19 protein-coding genes are annotated in these 17,208 nt (G+C 58.2%); 13 read left to right on the top strand and 6 right to left on the bottom strand.

Translation table 11 applies throughout. From position 1 onward, the window contains the following. Positions 1–1,068 carry a bifunctional diaminohydroxyphosphoribosylaminopyrimidine deaminase/5-amino-6-(5-phosphoribosylamino)uracil reductase RibD gene (gene ribD / locus JWS10_RS13155; protein WP_299508205.1) on the top strand — a complete coding sequence of 356 codons (1,068 nt, stop codon included), beginning with the start codon at positions 1–3 and terminating at the stop codon, positions 1,066–1,068. A 78-nt stretch (positions 1,069–1,146) separates the two neighbouring features. Here the strand turns inward: ribD and JWS10_RS13150 are convergent, their stop codons facing one another. Genes JWS10_RS13150 through JWS10_RS13140 form a run of 3 tightly spaced genes read right to left on the bottom strand, consistent with a single transcriptional unit; the run spans position 1,147 to position 4,023 of the window. Continuing rightward, complete coding sequence (locus JWS10_RS13150; protein ID WP_299474981.1) at positions 1,147–1,575, bottom strand: VOC family protein; 429 nt, start codon at positions 1,573–1,575, stop codon at positions 1,147–1,149. Between the two features lie 57 nt (positions 1,576–1,632). Beyond that, positions 1,633–3,000 (bottom strand): hypothetical protein, encoded by a 1,368-nt coding sequence (locus JWS10_RS13145; protein WP_299508091.1) that lies wholly within the window; start codon positions 2,998–3,000, stop codon positions 1,633–1,635. 6 nt (positions 3,001–3,006) lie between these two features. After that, on the bottom strand, positions 3,007–4,023 hold the full coding sequence (locus tag JWS10_RS13140) for a hypothetical protein (RefSeq protein ID WP_299508090.1): 1,017 nt from the start codon (positions 4,021–4,023) through the stop codon (positions 3,007–3,009). Between the two features lie 285 nt (positions 4,024–4,308). Between JWS10_RS13140 and JWS10_RS13135 the strand changes: the two genes are divergently transcribed. From JWS10_RS13135 to JWS10_RS13120, 4 genes are all read left to right on the top strand, one after another. Next, positions 4,309–5,142 (top strand): thymidylate synthase, encoded by an 834-nt coding sequence (locus JWS10_RS13135; RefSeq protein ID WP_299474972.1) that lies wholly within the window; start codon positions 4,309–4,311, stop codon positions 5,140–5,142. Positions 5,143–5,155: 13 nt separating this feature from the next. Further along, entirely contained in the window at positions 5,156–5,632 is a 477-nt protein-coding gene (locus JWS10_RS13130; protein ID WP_299474969.1) for a dihydrofolate reductase, read from the top strand. 153 nt (positions 5,633–5,785) lie between these two features. After that, entirely contained in the window at positions 5,786–6,190 is a 405-nt protein-coding gene (locus JWS10_RS13125; RefSeq protein ID WP_299508088.1) for a DUF2177 family protein, read from the top strand. Next, complete coding sequence (locus JWS10_RS13120; RefSeq protein ID WP_299474963.1) at positions 6,187–6,510, top strand: ArsC/Spx/MgsR family protein; 324 nt, start codon at positions 6,187–6,189, stop codon at positions 6,508–6,510. Before JWS10_RS13125 ends, JWS10_RS13120 begins: the two co-directional genes overlap by 4 nt. A gap of 49 nt (positions 6,511–6,559) precedes the next feature. Here the strand turns inward: JWS10_RS13120 and JWS10_RS13115 are convergent, their stop codons facing one another. Continuing rightward, positions 6,560–6,766 (bottom strand): cold-shock protein, encoded by a 207-nt coding sequence (locus JWS10_RS13115; RefSeq protein ID WP_299474960.1) that lies wholly within the window; start codon positions 6,764–6,766, stop codon positions 6,560–6,562. A 149-nt stretch (positions 6,767–6,915) separates the two neighbouring features. Between JWS10_RS13115 and JWS10_RS13110 the strand changes: the two genes are divergently transcribed. Next, entirely contained in the window at positions 6,916–7,272 is a 357-nt protein-coding gene (locus JWS10_RS13110; RefSeq protein WP_299508086.1) for a hypothetical protein, read from the top strand. 152 nt (positions 7,273–7,424) lie between these two features. Here the strand turns inward: JWS10_RS13110 and thrS are convergent, their stop codons facing one another. Next, a complete protein-coding gene (gene thrS, locus JWS10_RS13105; protein ID WP_299508085.1) occupies positions 7,425–9,371 on the bottom strand; it encodes a threonine--tRNA ligase in 1,947 nt (648 codons plus the stop codon). A 125-nt stretch (positions 9,372–9,496) separates the two neighbouring features. On the opposite strand from thrS, the gene JWS10_RS13100 reads away from it, so the two are divergent. Continuing rightward, positions 9,497–10,252 (top strand): alpha/beta hydrolase, encoded by a 756-nt coding sequence (locus JWS10_RS13100; RefSeq protein ID WP_299508083.1) that lies wholly within the window; start codon positions 9,497–9,499, stop codon positions 10,250–10,252. After that, positions 10,252–10,968: an alpha/beta hydrolase gene (locus tag JWS10_RS13095; protein WP_299508081.1), complete on the top strand. Its 717-nt coding sequence runs from the start codon at positions 10,252–10,254 to the stop codon at positions 10,966–10,968. The genes JWS10_RS13100 and JWS10_RS13095 overlap by 1 nt, the downstream gene beginning before the upstream one ends. 75 nt (positions 10,969–11,043) lie before the next feature. Here JWS10_RS13095 and phaZ read toward each other — a convergent pair whose 3' ends face one another. Further along, a complete protein-coding gene (phaZ, locus tag JWS10_RS13090) occupies positions 11,044–12,327 on the bottom strand; it encodes a polyhydroxyalkanoate depolymerase (protein ID WP_299508079.1) in 1,284 nt (427 codons plus the stop codon). A 105-nt stretch (positions 12,328–12,432) separates the two neighbouring features. On the opposite strand from phaZ, the gene phaC reads away from it, so the two are divergent. From phaC to JWS10_RS13065, 5 genes are all read left to right on the top strand, one after another. Next, positions 12,433–14,238 (top strand): class I poly(R)-hydroxyalkanoic acid synthase, encoded by a 1,806-nt coding sequence (gene phaC / locus JWS10_RS13085; protein ID WP_299508077.1) that lies wholly within the window; start codon positions 12,433–12,435, stop codon positions 14,236–14,238. Positions 14,239–14,393: 155 nt separating this feature from the next. Next, positions 14,394–14,840 (top strand): Phasin, encoded by a 447-nt coding sequence (locus tag JWS10_RS13080; RefSeq protein WP_299478521.1) that lies wholly within the window; start codon positions 14,394–14,396, stop codon positions 14,838–14,840. Positions 14,841–15,059: 219 nt separating this feature from the next. Further along, complete coding sequence (gene phaR, locus JWS10_RS13075) at positions 15,060–15,614, top strand: polyhydroxyalkanoate synthesis repressor PhaR (protein WP_299478518.1); 555 nt, start codon at positions 15,060–15,062, stop codon at positions 15,612–15,614. Beyond that, positions 15,615–16,562 (top strand): LysR family transcriptional regulator, encoded by a 948-nt coding sequence (locus JWS10_RS13070; RefSeq protein ID WP_299508075.1) that lies wholly within the window; start codon positions 15,615–15,617, stop codon positions 16,560–16,562. A gap of 63 nt (positions 16,563–16,625) precedes the next feature. Next, entirely contained in the window at positions 16,626–17,147 is a 522-nt protein-coding gene (locus JWS10_RS13065; protein WP_299508073.1) for an alkylphosphonate utilization protein, read from the top strand. Positions 17,148–17,208 lie beyond the last annotated feature (61 nt).

Below are 17,208 nucleotides of genomic sequence, written 5' to 3'. Positions count from 1 at the left end.
ATGGCCCACGCCCTGCGCATTGCAGCTAGGGGCTTGGGTCGCACTTGGCCCAATCCAGCTGTTGGTTGCGTGATTGTCAAAGATGGGGTGATCGTCGGGCGCGGTTGGACGCAACCGGGTGGGCGCCCGCACGCAGAGGTGATGGCGCTCGCGCAAGCGGGCGCCGCTGCCCGAGGTGCCACCGCCTATGTTAGCTTGGAACCCTGCGCGCATCACGGCAAAACCCCACCCTGCGCTGAGGCTTTGATCAGGGCGGGCGTGGCTCGGGTGGTGAGCGCGCTGCAAGATCCCGATCCACGCGTTTGCGGCAAAGGCCATGCCGTGCTGCGGGCGGCTGGCATCGAAGTCACTGAAAACGTGATGCAATCTGAAGCTATCCGCGCCAATGCGGGATTTCTTAAGCGTGTGACGCTGGGCCTGCCGTTTGTCACGCTGAAGCTCGCTACCACGTTGGATGGCCGCATCGCCACCGCTTCTGGCGAATCGCGTTGGATCACCGGGCCTGAGTCGCGTCGCGCCGTTCATACGATGCGGCTTAACCATGATGCCGTGCTGATCGGCTCGGGCACCGCGCGCGCCGATGACCCCGATCTGACGGTGCGCGAGCTTGGGGCCAGCCATCAACCCACCCGCATCGTGATGGACAGTGGCCTAAGCCACAGCCCGCAAAGCCGTCTCGGCCAAAACGCAAAACAAACCCCAGTTTGGCTTTTGCACACCGCAGATGCTCCGATGGAAGCGCGTGCCGCATGGACAGGGCAGGGCGCGACACTGATAGAAATTGCCAGCGAAAGCGGACACATAAACCCGCGCGCCGCGCTGCAAGCCCTCGCCGTCCAAGGCATCACCCGGATTTTCTGCGAAGGCGGCGGCACTCTAGCGGCCAGCCTGATCCGCGCCGGATTAGTCGATGATCTGGCACTGTTTACCGCCGGCGCTTTGATCGGCGCAGACGGCCAAGCCAGCCTCGCCGCCCTCAACCTAAGCACCCTCAAAGACGCCCCGCGCCTGACACTACGCGAGTCGAGAACCATCGGCCCGGACGCCTACAGCCTCTGGTCATTTTAACCACTTAACCATTCACAATGGCCCTGATATCCCCGCCGGAGGCGCACGCCAGACCACGCACCCCCTCCGGCAGAATGTTTACCAGCTTCCGGTATTGCCCATCGAAGCCCAAGGTTCTGCTGGCGCAAGCGAGCCGCCCTTCTGCAAAATCTCAATCGAGATGTTATCCGGCGAGCGCACAAACGCCATGTGGCCATCGCGCGGCGGGCGATTGATGATTACGCCATTCGCAGCCAAGTTGGCGCAGGTTGCGTAAATATCGTCGACCTCATAGGCCAAATGGCCAAAATGCCGCGAATCTGATGGCAGGCCCGTGTCGCCATCCCAGTTATAAGTGAGTTCTACCGGACATTCCGGCTGGCCGGGAGGCGCCATGAAGACCAGCGAAAACCGCCCCTTGTCATTGTCTATCCGCCGGGTTTCTTCCAACCCGAGCAGGCGGTAAAACGCCATCGAAGCTTCAAGGTCCAGCACCCGGACCATGGTGTGCAAGTAACGAATTGTCATGTGTATTCTCCTCTATTCCAGCGCAACGTAAGGCCGCTAGGCTAGAAAAGCGAGGGGTCAGAACGCGGATTGTATCCCCAAAGTGATGCCAAGATTGCGGTGCTCGTTCTGGGCGGTGTTGGACTGTACTTGCGTCGCCTGCATGGTCAAAACAGGTGAAAATCCCATATACTCAACGTGTTGGAAGCCCATCTGCAACTGCGCCGTGACTTTGTTGTCTTCGCGCCCACCGATCACGTAGCGCGAATCGGCAAAAATCTGCTGCGTCAGATCAATGCCGCCGGACAGCATCAGCCCCGCCACAGGTTTGGTTTTTCGCCAGCCCAGCGACAGCGTCACCGCGTCATTGTTCACTTCGACCGAGTCAGAACTGGTCTGCGCCGCCTCGACTTCCAGCGACAGCCGGTTGGTCGCCAGCGCAAAGTTGTACCCGAGCTTTATCGCCAGTCGGTCAGAAGATTGGATCGGTCGATCGAGCCGCGCCGTATGGTCGCCGGAAACGCCAAAACCAAGGCTGGTCCCGTTTTGGAATCGATGGTCTAAATCTGCCGACGCCCGCATGTAGTTTGACAGATCGTCGCCGCCATACCAATTATGCCCCGCCGTGCCCGTCAGATGCAGCACATTCAGCGCGGCCGCATCCAAAGCGCGATGGTGCGTCAGCCCGAATTCGAGCGCTGTGTAGGTGTAATCTTGCGCGCGGGCGTTGGGCGCTTTGTCTTTCGCATCGCCCGACAATACCACCGCCTGTGCCATCACGCCAACGCGGGCCTCTGTCTGTCGGTTGGGGGCCGTGGGGGAAAAGCGATAGGTGCCCGACAGGCCAAGCCCGAACTGAAACCCGGACAAAGCTTGCTGGTCGGGCGGAATATCAAACAGGATCGGTATGCCGCCGATGCTCATATAGCTGTTGCTGCTGCCATTATTGACGTTCGACGCAGGCGAGGCCGAAACGTCGAATTGCAGCACCCATGGGTTGCGCGATTTCACATAGCCAAAGTCGCGCCGCGCAATGGCATAAGCACGCGGGTTCGGCGCGATTTGAGCCGCCCGCCGCAGCCATAACTGCGCTGCCATGCGCCGCCCTTCGCTGGACAAAGCTTGCGCCATCGCCATCGCGGCTCCATAGCGGCCACTGGCGGTTTGCGCTGATTTCCACGCTAATTTTGCGGCTACCCGGGCCTCTTGTGTGCGGCCAAGTGCGCGTAAAGCCTGCGCTCGGACGGTGAGTGCGGTGCTGTCCTTCGGATCGCGTTGGAGCAGCAGATCGGCGTAGACCAAAGCTTGCTCGGCAAAACCAGCCGTCACCGCTTCAAACGCCAGTTGCCGCATGGCTTCGACGCCCAATGTAACCGGTTTAGCCCGCGCAGGCGCTGCGCTGATCAAGCTCGCGACGATGATAAGGACGTGGGCTAGGCGTTTCATCACGGCTTACCGATACAGAATAAATCCGCCGGTTTCGCGCACCGTGACACCGTCGTGCCGGGGATCTTTGGCCTCTACCACAACAATACCAACCAATTCGCCTGCATCCACGCTCGCCCCATTGGTGATCAGCGCGTAATACTTACCGGTCTCGAAGTTCTGCACCCCGTTAGCGTCCACATAGTTGCTGTTGAGATTGCCTGCGATTTCACCAGCCGATTTATCGCCGCCGTTCAACACCCCCGGCCCGACAGCAAATACCAACGTGGGCAACTCGGTCAGCGGAGCAGTAGGTGTCAATTCTGTATTCATCGCAGAAATCACGTCGCCGGTGATGTCGTTGCCGTTAGCATCGAAGATCGCGCGATTGTAGACTTGGCCCTGAACCGCGGCCCCATCGTTAAAATCGTTGAAGTCGATCGCAACCGTCATGTCGCCGGTGGCATATTCCAGACCGGAGCTGCCTTCGAAATCCCGCAAAGCTGCGTATTGGCCGTTGTAGGCCGCCTGACCCGTGCTTGGCAGAGTCACGCCACCCGCGCGCTGATAAACGAATCCGCCAAAGCCATAGGGAAGGTAAGCTCCGGTGCGCACCACAGCAAAGCTGGTGCGGCCGCTGGAGGAGACGCCATATATCGCGCGATGCGCAAACTGATTGATGACCGTGCCGGTCGCGGGATCGGTGAAGGTGTTGTCGCCCTCATACACCTTGAACGGTCCGAGCGAGGCCACGGCACTGCCACGCTGATAAACGTTGCCGCCGTCAAAACCCAAACCATCGACATCGAACGTATCGTCATCTTTGTTATACTTGAAACCTTCGGCATAACCGTTGCCCGTAGTGGTGTCTTTCACCTCGGTGCGCTTGATCGCCGACTTCGCAGTGGCCCCGGTGGTGCCGCTCGTGCCGGCCGGTGGGTTGCCGCTGGTGCCGCCGCCGCCATTTTTAAACGGGTTGCCATCGCAGGCCGCCAAGGTCAGCGTCGCTGTCAAAGCCAATGCTGTCCAAACCTTATACGTCATGCCAATTCGCCTCGGTTCTGCCACAATACACATCAACTTTGCGTGCAAAACCCTTGAAAGTCAAAGCAGATTAGCGAAAGTGACTTGATCTTTCCCCGCTGTGCCCGCTTCGCATCACTAAGCTTTGCCACGGCGAAAAATTGCTTCCGCAAAAGCGTCTGCCTGGCTTCACAGCTATACGCGGCTGCGGCTTCGTGGCTATATACAGGTTGAGTTTAAAACCTGCGGTCAGCGATGGTCGCGAGTCAGCTGAAATGCTGCTTTTAATAGCGGGCGGACATCAACGTGCAACACTATCTCGACGCACTTCGCAGGGTGCTGGACGAAGGCGAACGCTCCACCGATCGCACCGGAACCGGCACGATTTCGCATTTCGGCATGCAGACCCGCTATAATCTTGCCGACGGCTTCCCGCTGGTGACCACCAAGAAGTTGCACTTGAAATCCATCATTCACGAGCTGTTGTGGTTCTTGAACGGCGATACCAACATTGGCTACCTCAAGGCCAACGGTGTTGGCATTTGGGATGAATGGGCAGATGAAAACGGCGATCTTGGCCCGGTCTATGGTGCGCAATGGCGGAGGTTTCCAAAGCTGACCCCAGCGGGCGACGATGCCTCGGGCCGCCCAGTGTTTTATGCCGACAGCGTCGATCAGATCGCCGATCTGGTCGCGGCGATCCGCAAGACACCTGACAGTCGCCGACTGATCGTGTCGGCTTGGAACCCTGCGGAAGTGCCAAATATGGCGCTGCCGCCGTGCCATACTTTGTGGCAAGTGCGGATTGTTGGCCGCAAACTGCACCTGCAACTCTACCAACGCTCGGCCGATATGTTCTTGGGCGTGCCGTTTAACATCGCGTCTTATGCGTTGTTGCAGACCATGCTGGCGCATGTGACGGGGTACGAGCCGGGCGATTTCATTCACACCATGGGTGACGCGCATATTTATTCCAACCATATGGATCAGGTACAAACCCAGCTTGCGCGTAGGCCAAAACCGCTACCAGTGTTGCGGATCAAGCGGCAGGTGAGCTCTATTTTCGAGTTTCGGTACGAAGATTTTGAGGTGCTGAACTACGATCCAGAGCCCGCGATCAAAGCCCCGGTGGCAGTATGAGGGGGCAGGTGTCATGCTAAGTCTCGTCGTCGCGCGTGCGCGCAATGGTGCCATCGGCAAAGACAATCTGATCCCTTGGTATGCGCCGGAAGATCTGGCGCTGTTCAAGCGTGAAACCACTGGTGGCGCACTGATTATGGGCCGGAAAACATGGCAGAGTTTGCCATTCAAGCCGCTGAAAAACCGTCTGAATTGCGTGGTCTCGTCGGATAGCGCACTGACAGAACATGTCTTTGCCACACCAGAATCCGCCCTAAGCTTTGCGCGTGCGCAAGGCCATGCGCGCAGCTACGGTATTGGCGGGGAAGGTATTTTCCGCGCGCTGTTGCCGTTGGCGGATCGACTATTGATCACCGAAATCGACCTCGAAATCGCTGAGGCCGACGCTTTCTTCCCGGATTTTGATGCCGCAGACTGGCGACAACTGCCCGAGATGCTGCTGCGCGCTGATGGTCCCCGCTGCGTTTTGACCGAATATCTGCGGCGCTGATAAGCAGCGTTCGGGTGCTGTGTTAGATCTTTGCTACCGCGCCCTCGTCACGCGGCGACACAGCAATAGAAAATGGGTCGCAATTTTGGGGCCGCGCAAGCCCTTCCCAATTCCGGGCCGCACTCTATCTTCCGTGCGGAGAAGGAGAGCCCCATGCACATTGTCAGCCTCTATATTCTAACTGCGCTGATTTTTCTGATCTTGGACGGCCTGATGTTGACCTTTCATATGCAACCGCTGTTTCGCCGCCACCTTGGCGACCAATTGTTGCCAACCATCCGCTACTTCCCTGCGGCGGCGTTTTATGCAGCTTATATTGCCGGTCTGCTTTATCTGATTTCGCTGCCCGCCTTGAAGTCTGATACCCCGATCCTGCTCCCCGCCATGATTTTAGGGGCGATGGCCTACGGCACCTATGAATTTACCAGCTATGCGATTATGAAGGCATGGAGCCTTGAGATGGTCGCGACCGACGTGATCTGGGGCAGTCTTTTGACCGCAATTTCTGCTTGGGGCGGCGTTGCGTTGACCAAGATGATATTCAAGGGCACCCAATGATCCTTTACGGTATTTCCACCTGCGACACTTGCAAAAAGGCAATCAAAGCCCTGGAGGCGGCAGGCCGCGACGTGACTTTTCGCGACATTCGCGCAGAACCCCTGAGTGAGGCCGAGATAGACAAGATTGTGATGGAATTTGGCGACCGCGTGGTCAACAAGCAATCAACCACTTATCGCGGCTTTGGCGAGTTTCTGAAAGCCTCTGACCCGGAAGCGCAAATTGCTGCGCAACCGGCGGTGATGAAACGGCCAGTGATTGATGCCGATGGCAAGTTTTACCTCGGCTGGGACGATGCCGTGCAGGCAGCGCTTTTATAGAGTGCGCTCTTATAAGGAAAACGGCCCCCGCAAGGGCCGCTTTCTATCCCTACAGTAAGCGTAGATCGCCTGCAGATTCTTTGCCATCGCGACCAGATTGCAGCTCGAAGCCTATTTTCTGGTTATCATTCAGGCCCTTTAGTCCGGCGCGTTCAACCGCCGAGACATGAACGAAAACATCCTTCCCACCATCATCGGGCGCAATAAAACCGTAGCCCTTTGTGCTATTGAACCATTTTACGGTGCCGGTAGGCATGCCGTCTCTCCTATCTCAACCCTCCCGGGGCGATATTGCCACGGGCCGCGCACTCCAGGTCTTCCGGGCCAAAACAGGCGTTCAGAAAGTCTGTCGTCACTGGTCAAATCATGCCAAACCTAAGGCGAAAATCAAGCACGGAGATTCGGGTGAGAAACGCTGCACTGACTTTAGGGCTTATTGGCGGCGTTTTGGCCATGATTGTTGGGTTTTTTGGCTATGGATACACCGAGTTTATCGCCAAGAACGGCGCGATCGGCGACTTTGGCCAGCAAGTCGATCATCCGGCGATGATCAAATTCGCGAGCTTTCTAGCGCCGATCCTTGCGATTGCGGGTGCTGCGATGGCGCGGTCGCAGAATATCCCTGCGGGGATCTTGATGCTGGCGGCTGCGGTAGGGATCTTTGTCGCCTTCGGTTTTGGCGTGTTCACGATGTTCCCGATTGCGATGTGTGGGCTTGGCGGCGTGCTGGCATTGGCTGCGCGGCAACCCGATACGCATTAAGCAGGTGCCGCCTCGGGTGGCATCGAGCCACCACTCGGCGGCGCTGCCGGGGTGGGTTGGGCTGTTGTCGGTGGATTGCCGCCGGAAGGTTACGCTGTAGTCGCGAAGCCTCCGGCGGGGATATTTAGACCAATGTGAAATTGGGCAGAGTCTTAGTGACCTGACGGCGGTAGGGCGGCAAAACCAAACTCGGCCAAAGCTTGATCGAGGCTGATCGTTTCGGTTCGGTTGTCGCCCAAGCGGCGCACTGAAACTGTGCGATCTTCGACCTCTTTCATCCCCACGGCGAGGATCACCGGAACCTTGCCCACCGAGTGTTCACGCACCTTGTAGTTGATCTTTTCGTTGCGGGTGTCAGCTTCGGCCCGCACGCCTGCTTTGATCAGCGCATTGGTGATCTCATGCACAAACGGGTCAGCGTCGGACACGATCGCGGCCACTACCACCTGACGCGGGGCCAGCCAGAACGGCAGTTTTCCGGCGTAGTTTTCGATCAGGATGCCGATGAAACGCTCGAACGATCCGAGGATCGCGCGGTGCAGCATGTAGGGGCGGTGTTTCGCGCCATCCTCGCCAACATATTCTGCATCCAGCCGGTTCGGCAGGTTTGGATCAACCTGGAAGGTGCCGCATTGCCATTCGCGGCCAATAGCGTCGGTCAGCTTGAAATCGAGTTTCGGGCCGTAAAAAGCGCCATCGCCGGGATTGATCTCATAGGGCAGGCCAAGGTTTTCGATGGCACTGGTCAGAGCGCCCTCGACCTTATCCCAGGTTTCATCCGAGCCGATGCGGACATCGGGGCGGGTGGAGAGTTTGATGTCAAATTTATCGAAGCCCAGATCTTTATAGACGCTCGACAGCAGCGCGATGAAGCTGGCGCATTCGGATTGGATCTGATCCTCGGTGCAGAATATATGCGCGTCGTCTTGCGTGAAGCCGCGCACCCGCATCAAACCGTGCATGGAGCCGGAGGATTCGTAGCGGTGGCAGGAGCCGAATTCGGCCAGACGCAGCGGCAGGTCGCGGTAAGACTTCAAGCCTTGGTTGAATATCTGTACATGGCAGGGACAGTTCATCGGTTTCAGCGCGTTGATGCGTTTTTCTTTCGCGCCTTCTTCGTCAACTTCGACGATGAACATATTCTCGCGGTAGGCTTCCCAGTGGCCAGATTTCTCCCACAAAACCCGATCAACCACTTGTGGCGTCTTGATTTCTTTGTAGCCCGCCGCCTTTTGGCGGCCGCGCATGTAATCTTCGAGCTGACGGTAAATTGTCCAGCCATGCGGGTGCCAGAACACCATGCCGGGGGCTTCGTCTTGGATGTGGAACAGGTCCATCTCACGGCCAAGCTTACGGTGGTCGCGTTTGGCGGCCTCCTCCAGCATGGTCATGTGGGCTTTCAGATCATCGCGGTTTTTGAACGCCAGACCATATATGCGCTGCAACATCGGGCGGCTGGCATCGCCGAGCCAATAGGCGCCAGCCACATGCGTTAGCTTGAAGCCATCCGCAGGGACTTGGCCGGTGTGGGCGAAATGCGGGCCACGGCAGAAATCCTGCCAATTCCCGTGCCAATACATCCGCAAATCCTCGCCAGCGGGGATGCGGTTGATCAGCTCAACCTTGAACGGTTCGTTTTTATCTTCGTAGAATTTGATCGCACGAGCGCGGTCCCAGATTTCAGTTTTCACGGGATCGCGGGCGGCGATTATTTGCTTCATGCGGGCTTCAATTTGGCCGAGGTCTTCCGGCGTGAAGGGTTCCGCGCGGTCGAAATCATAGAACCAACCGTAATCGCGCACCGGGCCGATGGTGACTTTCACATCCGGCCAGATTTCCTGCACCGCGCGGGCCATGATATGGGCTGCGTCATGGCGGATCAGTTCCAACGCCTGCGCGTCATCGGCAAGCGTGTGGATGGCGATGCTGGCATCCTGCGGGATCGGCCATTGCAGATCGTAATGCGCGCCGTTGACCCTGGCTGAGATGGCTTTTTTGGCAAGGCTGGTCGAGATCGACGCAGCCACCTCGCCAGCGGTGACGCCAGCGGAATAGTCGCGCTTATTGCCATCAGGGAATGTTAGGGAAATCTGGGACATGCAGTCCTCCTCGTCGTTTTGGCGCCTACGAAACGCCCGGTTGCGGGTTATGTGGGCGGGGTTTTGCCTATGGTGCGTGGTGTTGTCAACGCTCCGCGGCTATGCTTGGCAAAAAGCGAGGCAAAATGACCGAACCGCATCAGTTGACCACGCCGCAAGGCCGCCGGATTGCCTATCATTTCACAGAAGGGCAGGGGCCGTGCGTGGTGTTTCTGGGCGGCTTCAAGTCGGATATGAGCGGCACCAAGGCGGTCTATTTGCAGGATTGGGCTAAGGCCGCGGGGCGTGGTATCCTGCGGTTGGATTATTCGGGGCATGGTGTGTCGTCGGGCGAGTTTCTGGATGGTGCGATTGGCGATTGGTTTGAAGACGCTTTGGCGGTGATCAATGCGGTGACTTCCGGGCCGTTGGTGCTGGTTGGCTCGTCTATGGGCGGTTGGATTGCGCTGCTGGTTGCCAAGGCAATCCCTGAGCGGATTGCGGGGCTGGTCGGCATCGCGGCGGCACCGGATTTTACAGAAGACAGCATGTGGGCCAGCGCGACTGAGGCGCAACGCGCTGAATTGATGGATAAAGGCCAGATCGCTTTGCCGTCGGAGTATTCAGATGCGCCCTATATCATCACCCGGCATTTGATAGAGGAAGGCCGCAATCGGCTGGTGTTGCGCGATGCTTTGCGCCTGAATTTCCCGACACGCCTGCTGCAAGGCACCGATGACATTGATGTACCGCCATCGGTCGCGCTGCGGCTACTCGACCATGCGCAGGGCGAGGATATTCGGCTGACACTGGTGAAGGGGGCGGATCATCGGTTCTCAACCCCGGCCTGCCTTGCGCTGATCACCGATGCCGTGGCCGATGTGCTGAAAGCCAACATCTGATGCCGCTGGCAGAGCCCTTGGTGCTGATCCCCGGTTTGATGGCCGACGCGCGGCTGTTCTTACCGCAGATGGTGCAACTGGGGGCATGGCGGCCGATGCAGGTGGTGTTGCCAACCGTGGGCGAAACGGTGGAGCAGATGTCGGAGGCTATTCTGCCCGGACTGCCCGAGAAATTTGCGCTGCTCGGGCATGGACTTGGCGGTGATATTGCGCTCGATCTGATCCGGCGCATTCCAGATCGGGTCAGCCGGGTGGTGCTGATGGCGACCGATCCGCTGTCAGAGCCGCCGCAAGCCGCCGCCGCGCGCGAGGCCCGGATAGTGGCGGCGAAATCGGGGCGGTTGGCCGAGGCGATGCGGCAAGAGCTGCCGCTGTCGGCGCTGGTCGATGCACCGTGGCGCGATGAGATTATGGCGCTGGTGCAGGATATGGCGATGGGGCTGGGCGAGGGCGTGTTCTTGCGGCAATCGCGCGCGCTGCAACGCAGGCCAGATCAGCAGAAAACCATGCGGCGGGTGAAGCTGCCGGTTCTGGTGATCGCGGGTGAGGCGGATACGCTTGTGCCGATGCGCAGGCAGGAGTTCACTGCCAACCTGATGCCCTATGGCAAGCTTTTGGTGATTGAGGCGGCTGGGCACCTGGCCAGTTTGGAGCAGCCGGAAGTGGTGTCGCGGGCGATTGCGGAGTTTCTCGCTGGGCCGATGATGCTCAGGTAGAGGCCGGGGGCTAGCCCCCCGAACCTCCAGAGTATTTGGGCCAATGTGAAACTGGCCCAGTCTGAGATTAGCAAGTCAGAGAGCTTTCGGCGCGGTCTTGACGGCGGCAAGTTTCGCCACTTTCGGCGTGCCGGAATGGGCGTCGATGAAGTTTAAAACCAAGGGCCGGATATTCAGCCGCCAGCTTTTGCCCGCGAAGATGCCGTAATGTCCCGCGCCGGGCTCCAGATGCTGAGTCTTCTTGCTGTCAGGCAGGCCAGTCAGCATTGCCAAAGCCGCAACGCATTGGCCTGGCGCTGAGATATCATCCTCAGCACCTTCCACCGTCATTACGGCAACTTTGGTGATCGCACCGATATCGACGCGCTTGCCCGCAACCATAAACTCATTCTTCGCGATTTCGCGGTTCTTGAAGATGCGCTCAACCGTGGAAAGATAGAACTCGGATGTCATATCCATCACCGCCAGATACTCATCGTAAAAGCGGTTGTGGGCGTCGTGATCAGAAGCCTCGCCCTGTGCGATCCGCATGATCTGATCGCTGAAGGCTTTCTTGTGCCGTTCGGCATTCATCGACATGAAACTTTGCAGCTGCAGCATACCCGGATAGACCAGACGGCCCACGCCTTTGTATTTGAAGCCGACGCGCTGGATAGCGATCTGCTCCAACTGGCCCATGGTGATTCGGCGGCCAAAGTCGGTCACATCAGTCGCTGCCGCATCTGGATCAATCGGCCCGCCGATCAGCGTCAGCGAACGTGGCTGCGCATCGGGGTCTTCCGCTGCGAGATAAGCCGTCGCGGCCAAGGCCAAGGGTGCAGGCTGGCAAACTGCGATGACATGGGTATCGGGGCCAAGCGCCCGCATGAACTCGACCAGATACAGCGTGTAATCTTCGATATCGAACTTGCCCTCCGACACCGGAATGTCGCGGGCGTTGTGCCAATCGGTGATATATACATCGGCGTCGGGCAGCAGGCTGTTGACGGTCGAGCGCAGCAGCGTCGCGTAATGCCCCGACATTGGTGCCACCAGCAGCACTTTACGCGCCATCGGTGCCCGCCTTCGCACCGCGAAATGCACCAGATCGCCAAAGGCACGTTTCACCACAACTGTAACGTCAATCAGGTGATCCTGCGCCTCTGGTCCGGGGATCGAGCGGATGCCCCAATCCGGCTTGGTCACCATCCGCCCGAAGCTGCGCTCGGTCACTTCGCCCCACGCCGCCATCACATTCAACATCGGGTTCATCGTCATCGAGAACGCCGGGTAGGATGCCATCGCCCGCGCGGTGGCGCCCATCCACTCATTGGTGTTACGAATGCTTTCCATCAGGTCGTAGGTCGCCATATACTTCATCGACAAAGTCCTTGCGGGGATAGGGCCCCGGCCCGGTCGCAGCGCCCCCATCAAGGGTAGGGCGAACTATGCTGCATAGCAGAAAGAATAGAGGCGAAAGTAAAAATGACAACCGAAGACAATGCTGCAACTGCAAAATTAGAGAAGATGACCGCTAATCTTGCCAAAATTGAAGCATTGTCAGCGCGTCTTATGGCGGCTTTGGCGCAGAAAAAACTCTCAGACCCGGGCGTGCAGGGTCCGGGGCAGGAAATCTACATGAAGGCAGCTGCCGCCTATCTGGCAGGCATGATGCAAAACCCCGGTAAGGTGTTGGAGCAGCAGATCGCCTATTGGGGCAAGACGATGAAGCATTACGTTGAGGCGCAAGCTGCCTTGGCGAGTGGTGAGATTCGCGTCCCCGCTGATCCCGGCCCGAAAGATCGCCGGTTTTCCAATCCGCTGTGGGATACCCATCCCGCCTTCAACTACCTCAAACAACAATATCTGTTCAACGCCGAGGCGGTGCAGAACGCCGTTGCTGATCTCGAGTCGATTGATCCCGGTGACAAAAAGCGCATCGAATACTTCACCAAGCAGATCGTCGATATGCTGTCGCCGACCAACTTTCTTGGCACCAATCCTGACGCTTTGGAAAAGGCACTGGCGACCGATGGCGAAAGCCTTGTGCGCGGGCTGGAGAACCTTGTGAGCGATATAGAGGCCAACAACGGCGAGGTGGCGGTGACGTTGGCCGACCGAGAGGCGTTTGTGCTGGGCGAGAATATCGCCACCACCCCCGGCTCTGTGGTGTTCCGCAATCGGATGCTGGAACTGATTCAGTACGCGCCGACGACTAAAAAAGTTTTTCAAACGCCGCTGCTGATCTTCCCGCCGTGGATCAACAAATTCTATGTGATGGATTTGAAGCCGCAGAATAGCCTGATCAAGTGGATCGCTGACCAAGGCTTCACGCTGTTCGTCGTCTCATGGGTCAACCCGGATGCGTCTTATGCTGACGTTGGCATGGATGATTACATTCGCGAAGGCTATCTTACCGCGATGGCAGAAGTGCGCCGGATCACGGATCAGGCGCAGATTAATACCGTCGGCTATTGCATTGCAGGCACCACGTTGTCGCTGGCGCTGTCACATCTGTACCGCGCCGGGGATACTTCGGTGAAGTCGGCGACCTTCTTCACCATGCTCACCGATTTCTCTGATCCCGGTGAGGTTGGCGTTTTCCTAGACAACGACTTTCTCGACGGCATTGAGCGGCAAAGCAATGCGGACGGCATGTTGTCGAAAACCTTTATGAGCCGCACCTTCAGCTATCTGCGCTCGAACGATCTGATTTACGCCCCCGCGATCAAATCTTATATGATGGGCGAGGCTCCGCCTGCGTTTGATCTGCTGTATTGGAACGGCGACGGCACCAATTTGCCCTGCAAGATGGCGATCGAATATCTGCGCGGACTCTGCCAAGACAACGGGCTGGCAGAGGGCACTTACAAGGTGTTTGGCCACAAGGTCAGCTTGGAAGACATCCAGATACCCGTCTGCGCGGTTGCCTGCGAAACCGATCATATCGCGCATTGGCGCGGCAGCTTTAACGGCTTCAAACAGATGGGCTCGGCGGACAAGACCTTCATCGTCTCGCAATCGGGGCATGTCGCGGGTATCATCAACCCGCCGTCGAAGGGCAAGTACGGCCACTACACCAAAGAGGGTGACGTAGCGGGTGCGCCTGATGATTGGATGGCAGAGGCCACCTTCAACCAAGGCAGCTGGTGGCCTAGCTGGGGAGAGTGGTTGGCCAAGCAATCTGGCAAGCAAATCTCCGCGCGCATTCCGGGTGATTCGGGCAGTCCGGTGCTGTGCGCAGCCCCCGGCACCTATGTCTTGAATGTGCAAAAAACGCCAACAGATTGAATTTATTTCGCTTTCCGTAACGTAAAGTCCCGCGCACATCCTGCGACACCGTCATTGCTGCGTTGCAGAAAATTCACTTGCAATGCTGCACCGCAGCATTTATATATTGCTCATCGAAAAGCGGGTTATCTCCCGCACACCTGTAGGAGCATAAAATGACCAACGCGAATGATTTCACCAAAGTCATGCAGGACATGATGGCTAAGTTCCCGGTTGACGCGTCAGCGTTCCAGAACGCCTTCAAAACCCAAGCGGCATTCGGTGAGAAACTGTCGAAAGTGGCTTTGGAAGCCGCGGAAAAGTCAACCGAAATCTCGTCCAAATGGGCAAAAGAGACCATCGCCAAACTGTCGGGCGCTGCAAAAGCCAAAACCGAGCCTGCTGATTATTCCAAGGCCGTAACCGATTTCGCTTCGGCTGCTGCTGAACTGGCTTCGGAAAATCTGGCTGCTTTCGCTGAAGTTGCGAAAAAAGTCCAAATGGAAACTGTCGAGCTGATGCTCGCTGCTGGCAAAGACGCCTCGGCTGAAGCGACCGCTGTTGTGAAAAAAGCCACCGACGACGTGACCACCGCGACCAAAAAAGCCACCGCTGCTAAGTAAGCCGCAAGGTTGGTGTGTAACGATTTCCTCCCGGTTTGGGATTGTAAGGCGGGCCATTGTGCCCGCCTTTTCATTTTTAGCCATCCGATCAAAGCGGTTCAGGTCTTTAGCGCCGCAAAATCGCTGTCTGTCGCGGGTGCTTTTTAGATACTTTCGCTTTCATGCAAATCTGAACCGCTCTAGACTTTCTCTGCACTGCAATATCTCGGGGAGAGTACGATGGCTGAACCTGCCAAGCCGCTGCTGATCAAGCGCTATGCCAGCCGGCGTCTCTATAACACCGAGACTTCTGATTACGTGACGCTGGAAGATATCGCAGGCTTCATCCGCGCTGGCCGTGAAGTGCAGATTATTGATCTGAAATCCGGCGATGACCTGACGCGGCAGTATCTGTTGCAGATCGTGGCCGAGCATGAATCCAAGGGCGACACCGTTCTGCCGACCAATGTTCTGACTGACCTCGTGCGCAGCTACACCACCAACATTCAATCTGTGGTGCCGCAATTCCTTGCCGCCAGCTTTGAGATGCTGCGCGATGGTCCGACCAAAGTCATTGAAAACATGAACGCCATCCCGAACCCGCTGACCACGATGCCGGGGTTCGATTTGATGCGCAAACAGCAAGAAGCGTTTATGAAAACCATGATGGGTGGCGTTCCGGGATGGGCAGGCTCTGGCCCAGCTAAGGAAGAAACTCCGCAAGACCCGGCCGAGGAACTGGCCGAGATCAAAAAGCAATTCGCCGAGCTTCAGAAGAAGCTGTCGAAACTTTAAATGGCTGAGCAACAAGGTCGCGTCACGCTTTGGGGGATCGAGGTTTTCCTCGCCGTCGCCGAAGAAGGCGCGATTTCTGCGGCTGCGAAACGGTTGGGGGTTAGCCCCTCTGCGATCAGCCAGCAGTTGACCGGGTTGGAAACGGCTTTGGCTGCGGTGCTGCTAGATCGCTCCGCCCGCCCGATGCGGCTGACCCCGGCGGGCGCGATGTTTCGGCGCCACGCCCAAACCATCCTGAACGCCGAGGCTGAGGCGCGGGCTGATCTGGCCGTCGCCGACCTCTCCGGCCTTACCACCCTGCGGCTCGGCATGATTGAGGATTTCGACGCCGAGGTGACGCCGAGCTTGCTGTCGGCTTTGGCGGCGGAACTGAAAGGTTGCCGCTTCCTCTTGGAAACCGGGGCCAGCCACCGCTTGCTCGATCAGTTGGAAACCCGCTCACTGGATATCGTGGTCGCCGCTGATCTGGACTCCGACACCGCCGATCAGGGTTGGCGTGAGGTGCATCCGTTGCTGGCTGAACCCTTCCTTGCCGTCACCCCAAAAGGTCGCAGTCACGCTGATCTGCCGCTGATCCAATATACCGCGCGGCATGTGATGGGGCGGCAGATCGCGGGGCATTTGGCGCGGCAGAACCTGCGGCTGGCGCATCGGTTTGAACTCGACAGCTATCACGCGATCTTGGCGATGGTGGCGGGCGGGCAGGGGTGGACGATCCTGACGCCCCTCGCTCTGCATCACGCCGCACGGTTTCGTGGTCAGATTGAGGTGGCGCCTCTGCCGTTCGCGCCGTTGCAGCGCACCTTGTCTTTGTCGGCACGGGCGGGGGTGTTGCGTGAGATGCCGCGCCAGATTGCCACGCGTTTGCGCGGTTTGATTGCCGAGCAGATCGTCGCCCCGGCTCAAGGTGAGTGGCCTTGGCTGGGCGACACGCTCCGGGTTCTGTAGCGGCTTTGCGCTGGCCTTTGCCGGGTGCGGGGTCTAGGGCTGGACCAAATTAAAGGACATATCATGGCACTTTCCGATCTTCTGGCCCGCGCGGGCAGTGCGTGCGAATTTTGCGGCGCGGTTGCCGATCTGGAGGCGGTCGATGTGCTGCCTGCGGGGGAGATCCTGCTCTGCCCAATATGTCGCGAAGATGTGGCGGCCTATGCCTCACATTGGCGGTGTTTGGAGGGGGCGGCTTGGTCGGCTGAGCCTGCGGTTCAACTGGCGGTCTGGCGCAAACTTGGGCAGCTTGACGCGCCTTGGGCGGTTGAGGCGCGTGAGGGGATGAGCCTGTCGGATGAGGTGCAGGGCTGGGCGGAGGCTGTTGCGGCGGTCCAGCATCGCGACAGCAATGGCGTGGTTTTGGTTGCTGGGGACTCGGTCATGCTGATCAAGGATCTGGTGGTGAAGGGCGCGAATTTCACCGCCAAACGAGGCACTTCGGTGCGGCGGATTGCTTTGGTGGCGGATAATCCGGGGCAAATTGAGGGCAAGGTAGAGGGTCAACGGATCGTGATTTTGACTGAGTTTGTCAAGAAAACCTGAGCGTAGGCCACGCGTGGGCAGCCGGTCGGTTTGGATCATATCAATGGCTTACGGTACCATC

Origin of the sequence: Cypionkella sp., assembly GCF_028290025.1 — a bacterium.
Taxonomy (GTDB): domain Bacteria; phylum Pseudomonadota; class Alphaproteobacteria; order Rhodobacterales; family Rhodobacteraceae; genus Cypionkella.
The sequence above is the reverse complement of the archived record's forward strand: the minus strand, read 5'-3'. Positions and strand labels throughout refer to the sequence as shown.

What these genes read in the sequence shown, in the direction of transcription:
- ribD (WP_299508205.1), top strand. Translation starts at nt 1, where the DNA reads ATGGCCCACGCCCTGCGCATTGCAGCTAGGGGCTTGGGTCGCACTTGG.
- JWS10_RS13150 (WP_299474981.1), bottom strand. Translation starts at nt 1,575, where the DNA reads ATGACAATTCGTTACTTGCACACCATGGTCCGGGTGCTGGACCTTGAA.
- JWS10_RS13145 (WP_299508091.1), bottom strand. Translation starts at nt 3,000, where the DNA reads ATGAAACGCCTAGCCCACGTCCTTATCATCGTCGCGAGCTTGATCAGC.
- JWS10_RS13140 (WP_299508090.1), bottom strand. Translation starts at nt 4,023, where the DNA reads ATGACGTATAAGGTTTGGACAGCATTGGCTTTGACAGCGACGCTGACC.
- JWS10_RS13130 (WP_299474969.1), top strand. Translation starts at nt 5,156, where the DNA reads ATGCTAAGTCTCGTCGTCGCGCGTGCGCGCAATGGTGCCATCGGCAAA.
- JWS10_RS13125 (WP_299508088.1), top strand. Translation starts at nt 5,786, where the DNA reads ATGCACATTGTCAGCCTCTATATTCTAACTGCGCTGATTTTTCTGATC.
- JWS10_RS13120 (WP_299474963.1), top strand. Translation starts at nt 6,187, where the DNA reads ATGATCCTTTACGGTATTTCCACCTGCGACACTTGCAAAAAGGCAATC.
- JWS10_RS13115 (WP_299474960.1), bottom strand. Translation starts at nt 6,766, where the DNA reads ATGCCTACCGGCACCGTAAAATGGTTCAATAGCACAAAGGGCTACGGT.
- thrS (WP_299508085.1), bottom strand. Translation starts at nt 9,371, where the DNA reads ATGTCCCAGATTTCCCTAACATTCCCTGATGGCAATAAGCGCGACTAT.
- JWS10_RS13100 (WP_299508083.1), top strand. Translation starts at nt 9,497, where the DNA reads ATGACCGAACCGCATCAGTTGACCACGCCGCAAGGCCGCCGGATTGCC.
- JWS10_RS13095 (WP_299508081.1), top strand. Translation starts at nt 10,252, where the DNA reads ATGCCGCTGGCAGAGCCCTTGGTGCTGATCCCCGGTTTGATGGCCGAC.
- phaZ (WP_299508079.1), bottom strand. Translation starts at nt 12,327, where the DNA reads ATGAAGTATATGGCGACCTACGACCTGATGGAAAGCATTCGTAACACC.
- phaC (WP_299508077.1), top strand. Translation starts at nt 12,433, where the DNA reads ATGACAACCGAAGACAATGCTGCAACTGCAAAATTAGAGAAGATGACC.
- JWS10_RS13080 (WP_299478521.1), top strand. Translation starts at nt 14,394, where the DNA reads ATGACCAACGCGAATGATTTCACCAAAGTCATGCAGGACATGATGGCT.
- phaR (WP_299478518.1), top strand. Translation starts at nt 15,060, where the DNA reads ATGGCTGAACCTGCCAAGCCGCTGCTGATCAAGCGCTATGCCAGCCGG.
- JWS10_RS13070 (WP_299508075.1), top strand. Translation starts at nt 15,615, where the DNA reads ATGGCTGAGCAACAAGGTCGCGTCACGCTTTGGGGGATCGAGGTTTTC.
- JWS10_RS13065 (WP_299508073.1), top strand. Translation starts at nt 16,626, where the DNA reads ATGGCACTTTCCGATCTTCTGGCCCGCGCGGGCAGTGCGTGCGAATTT.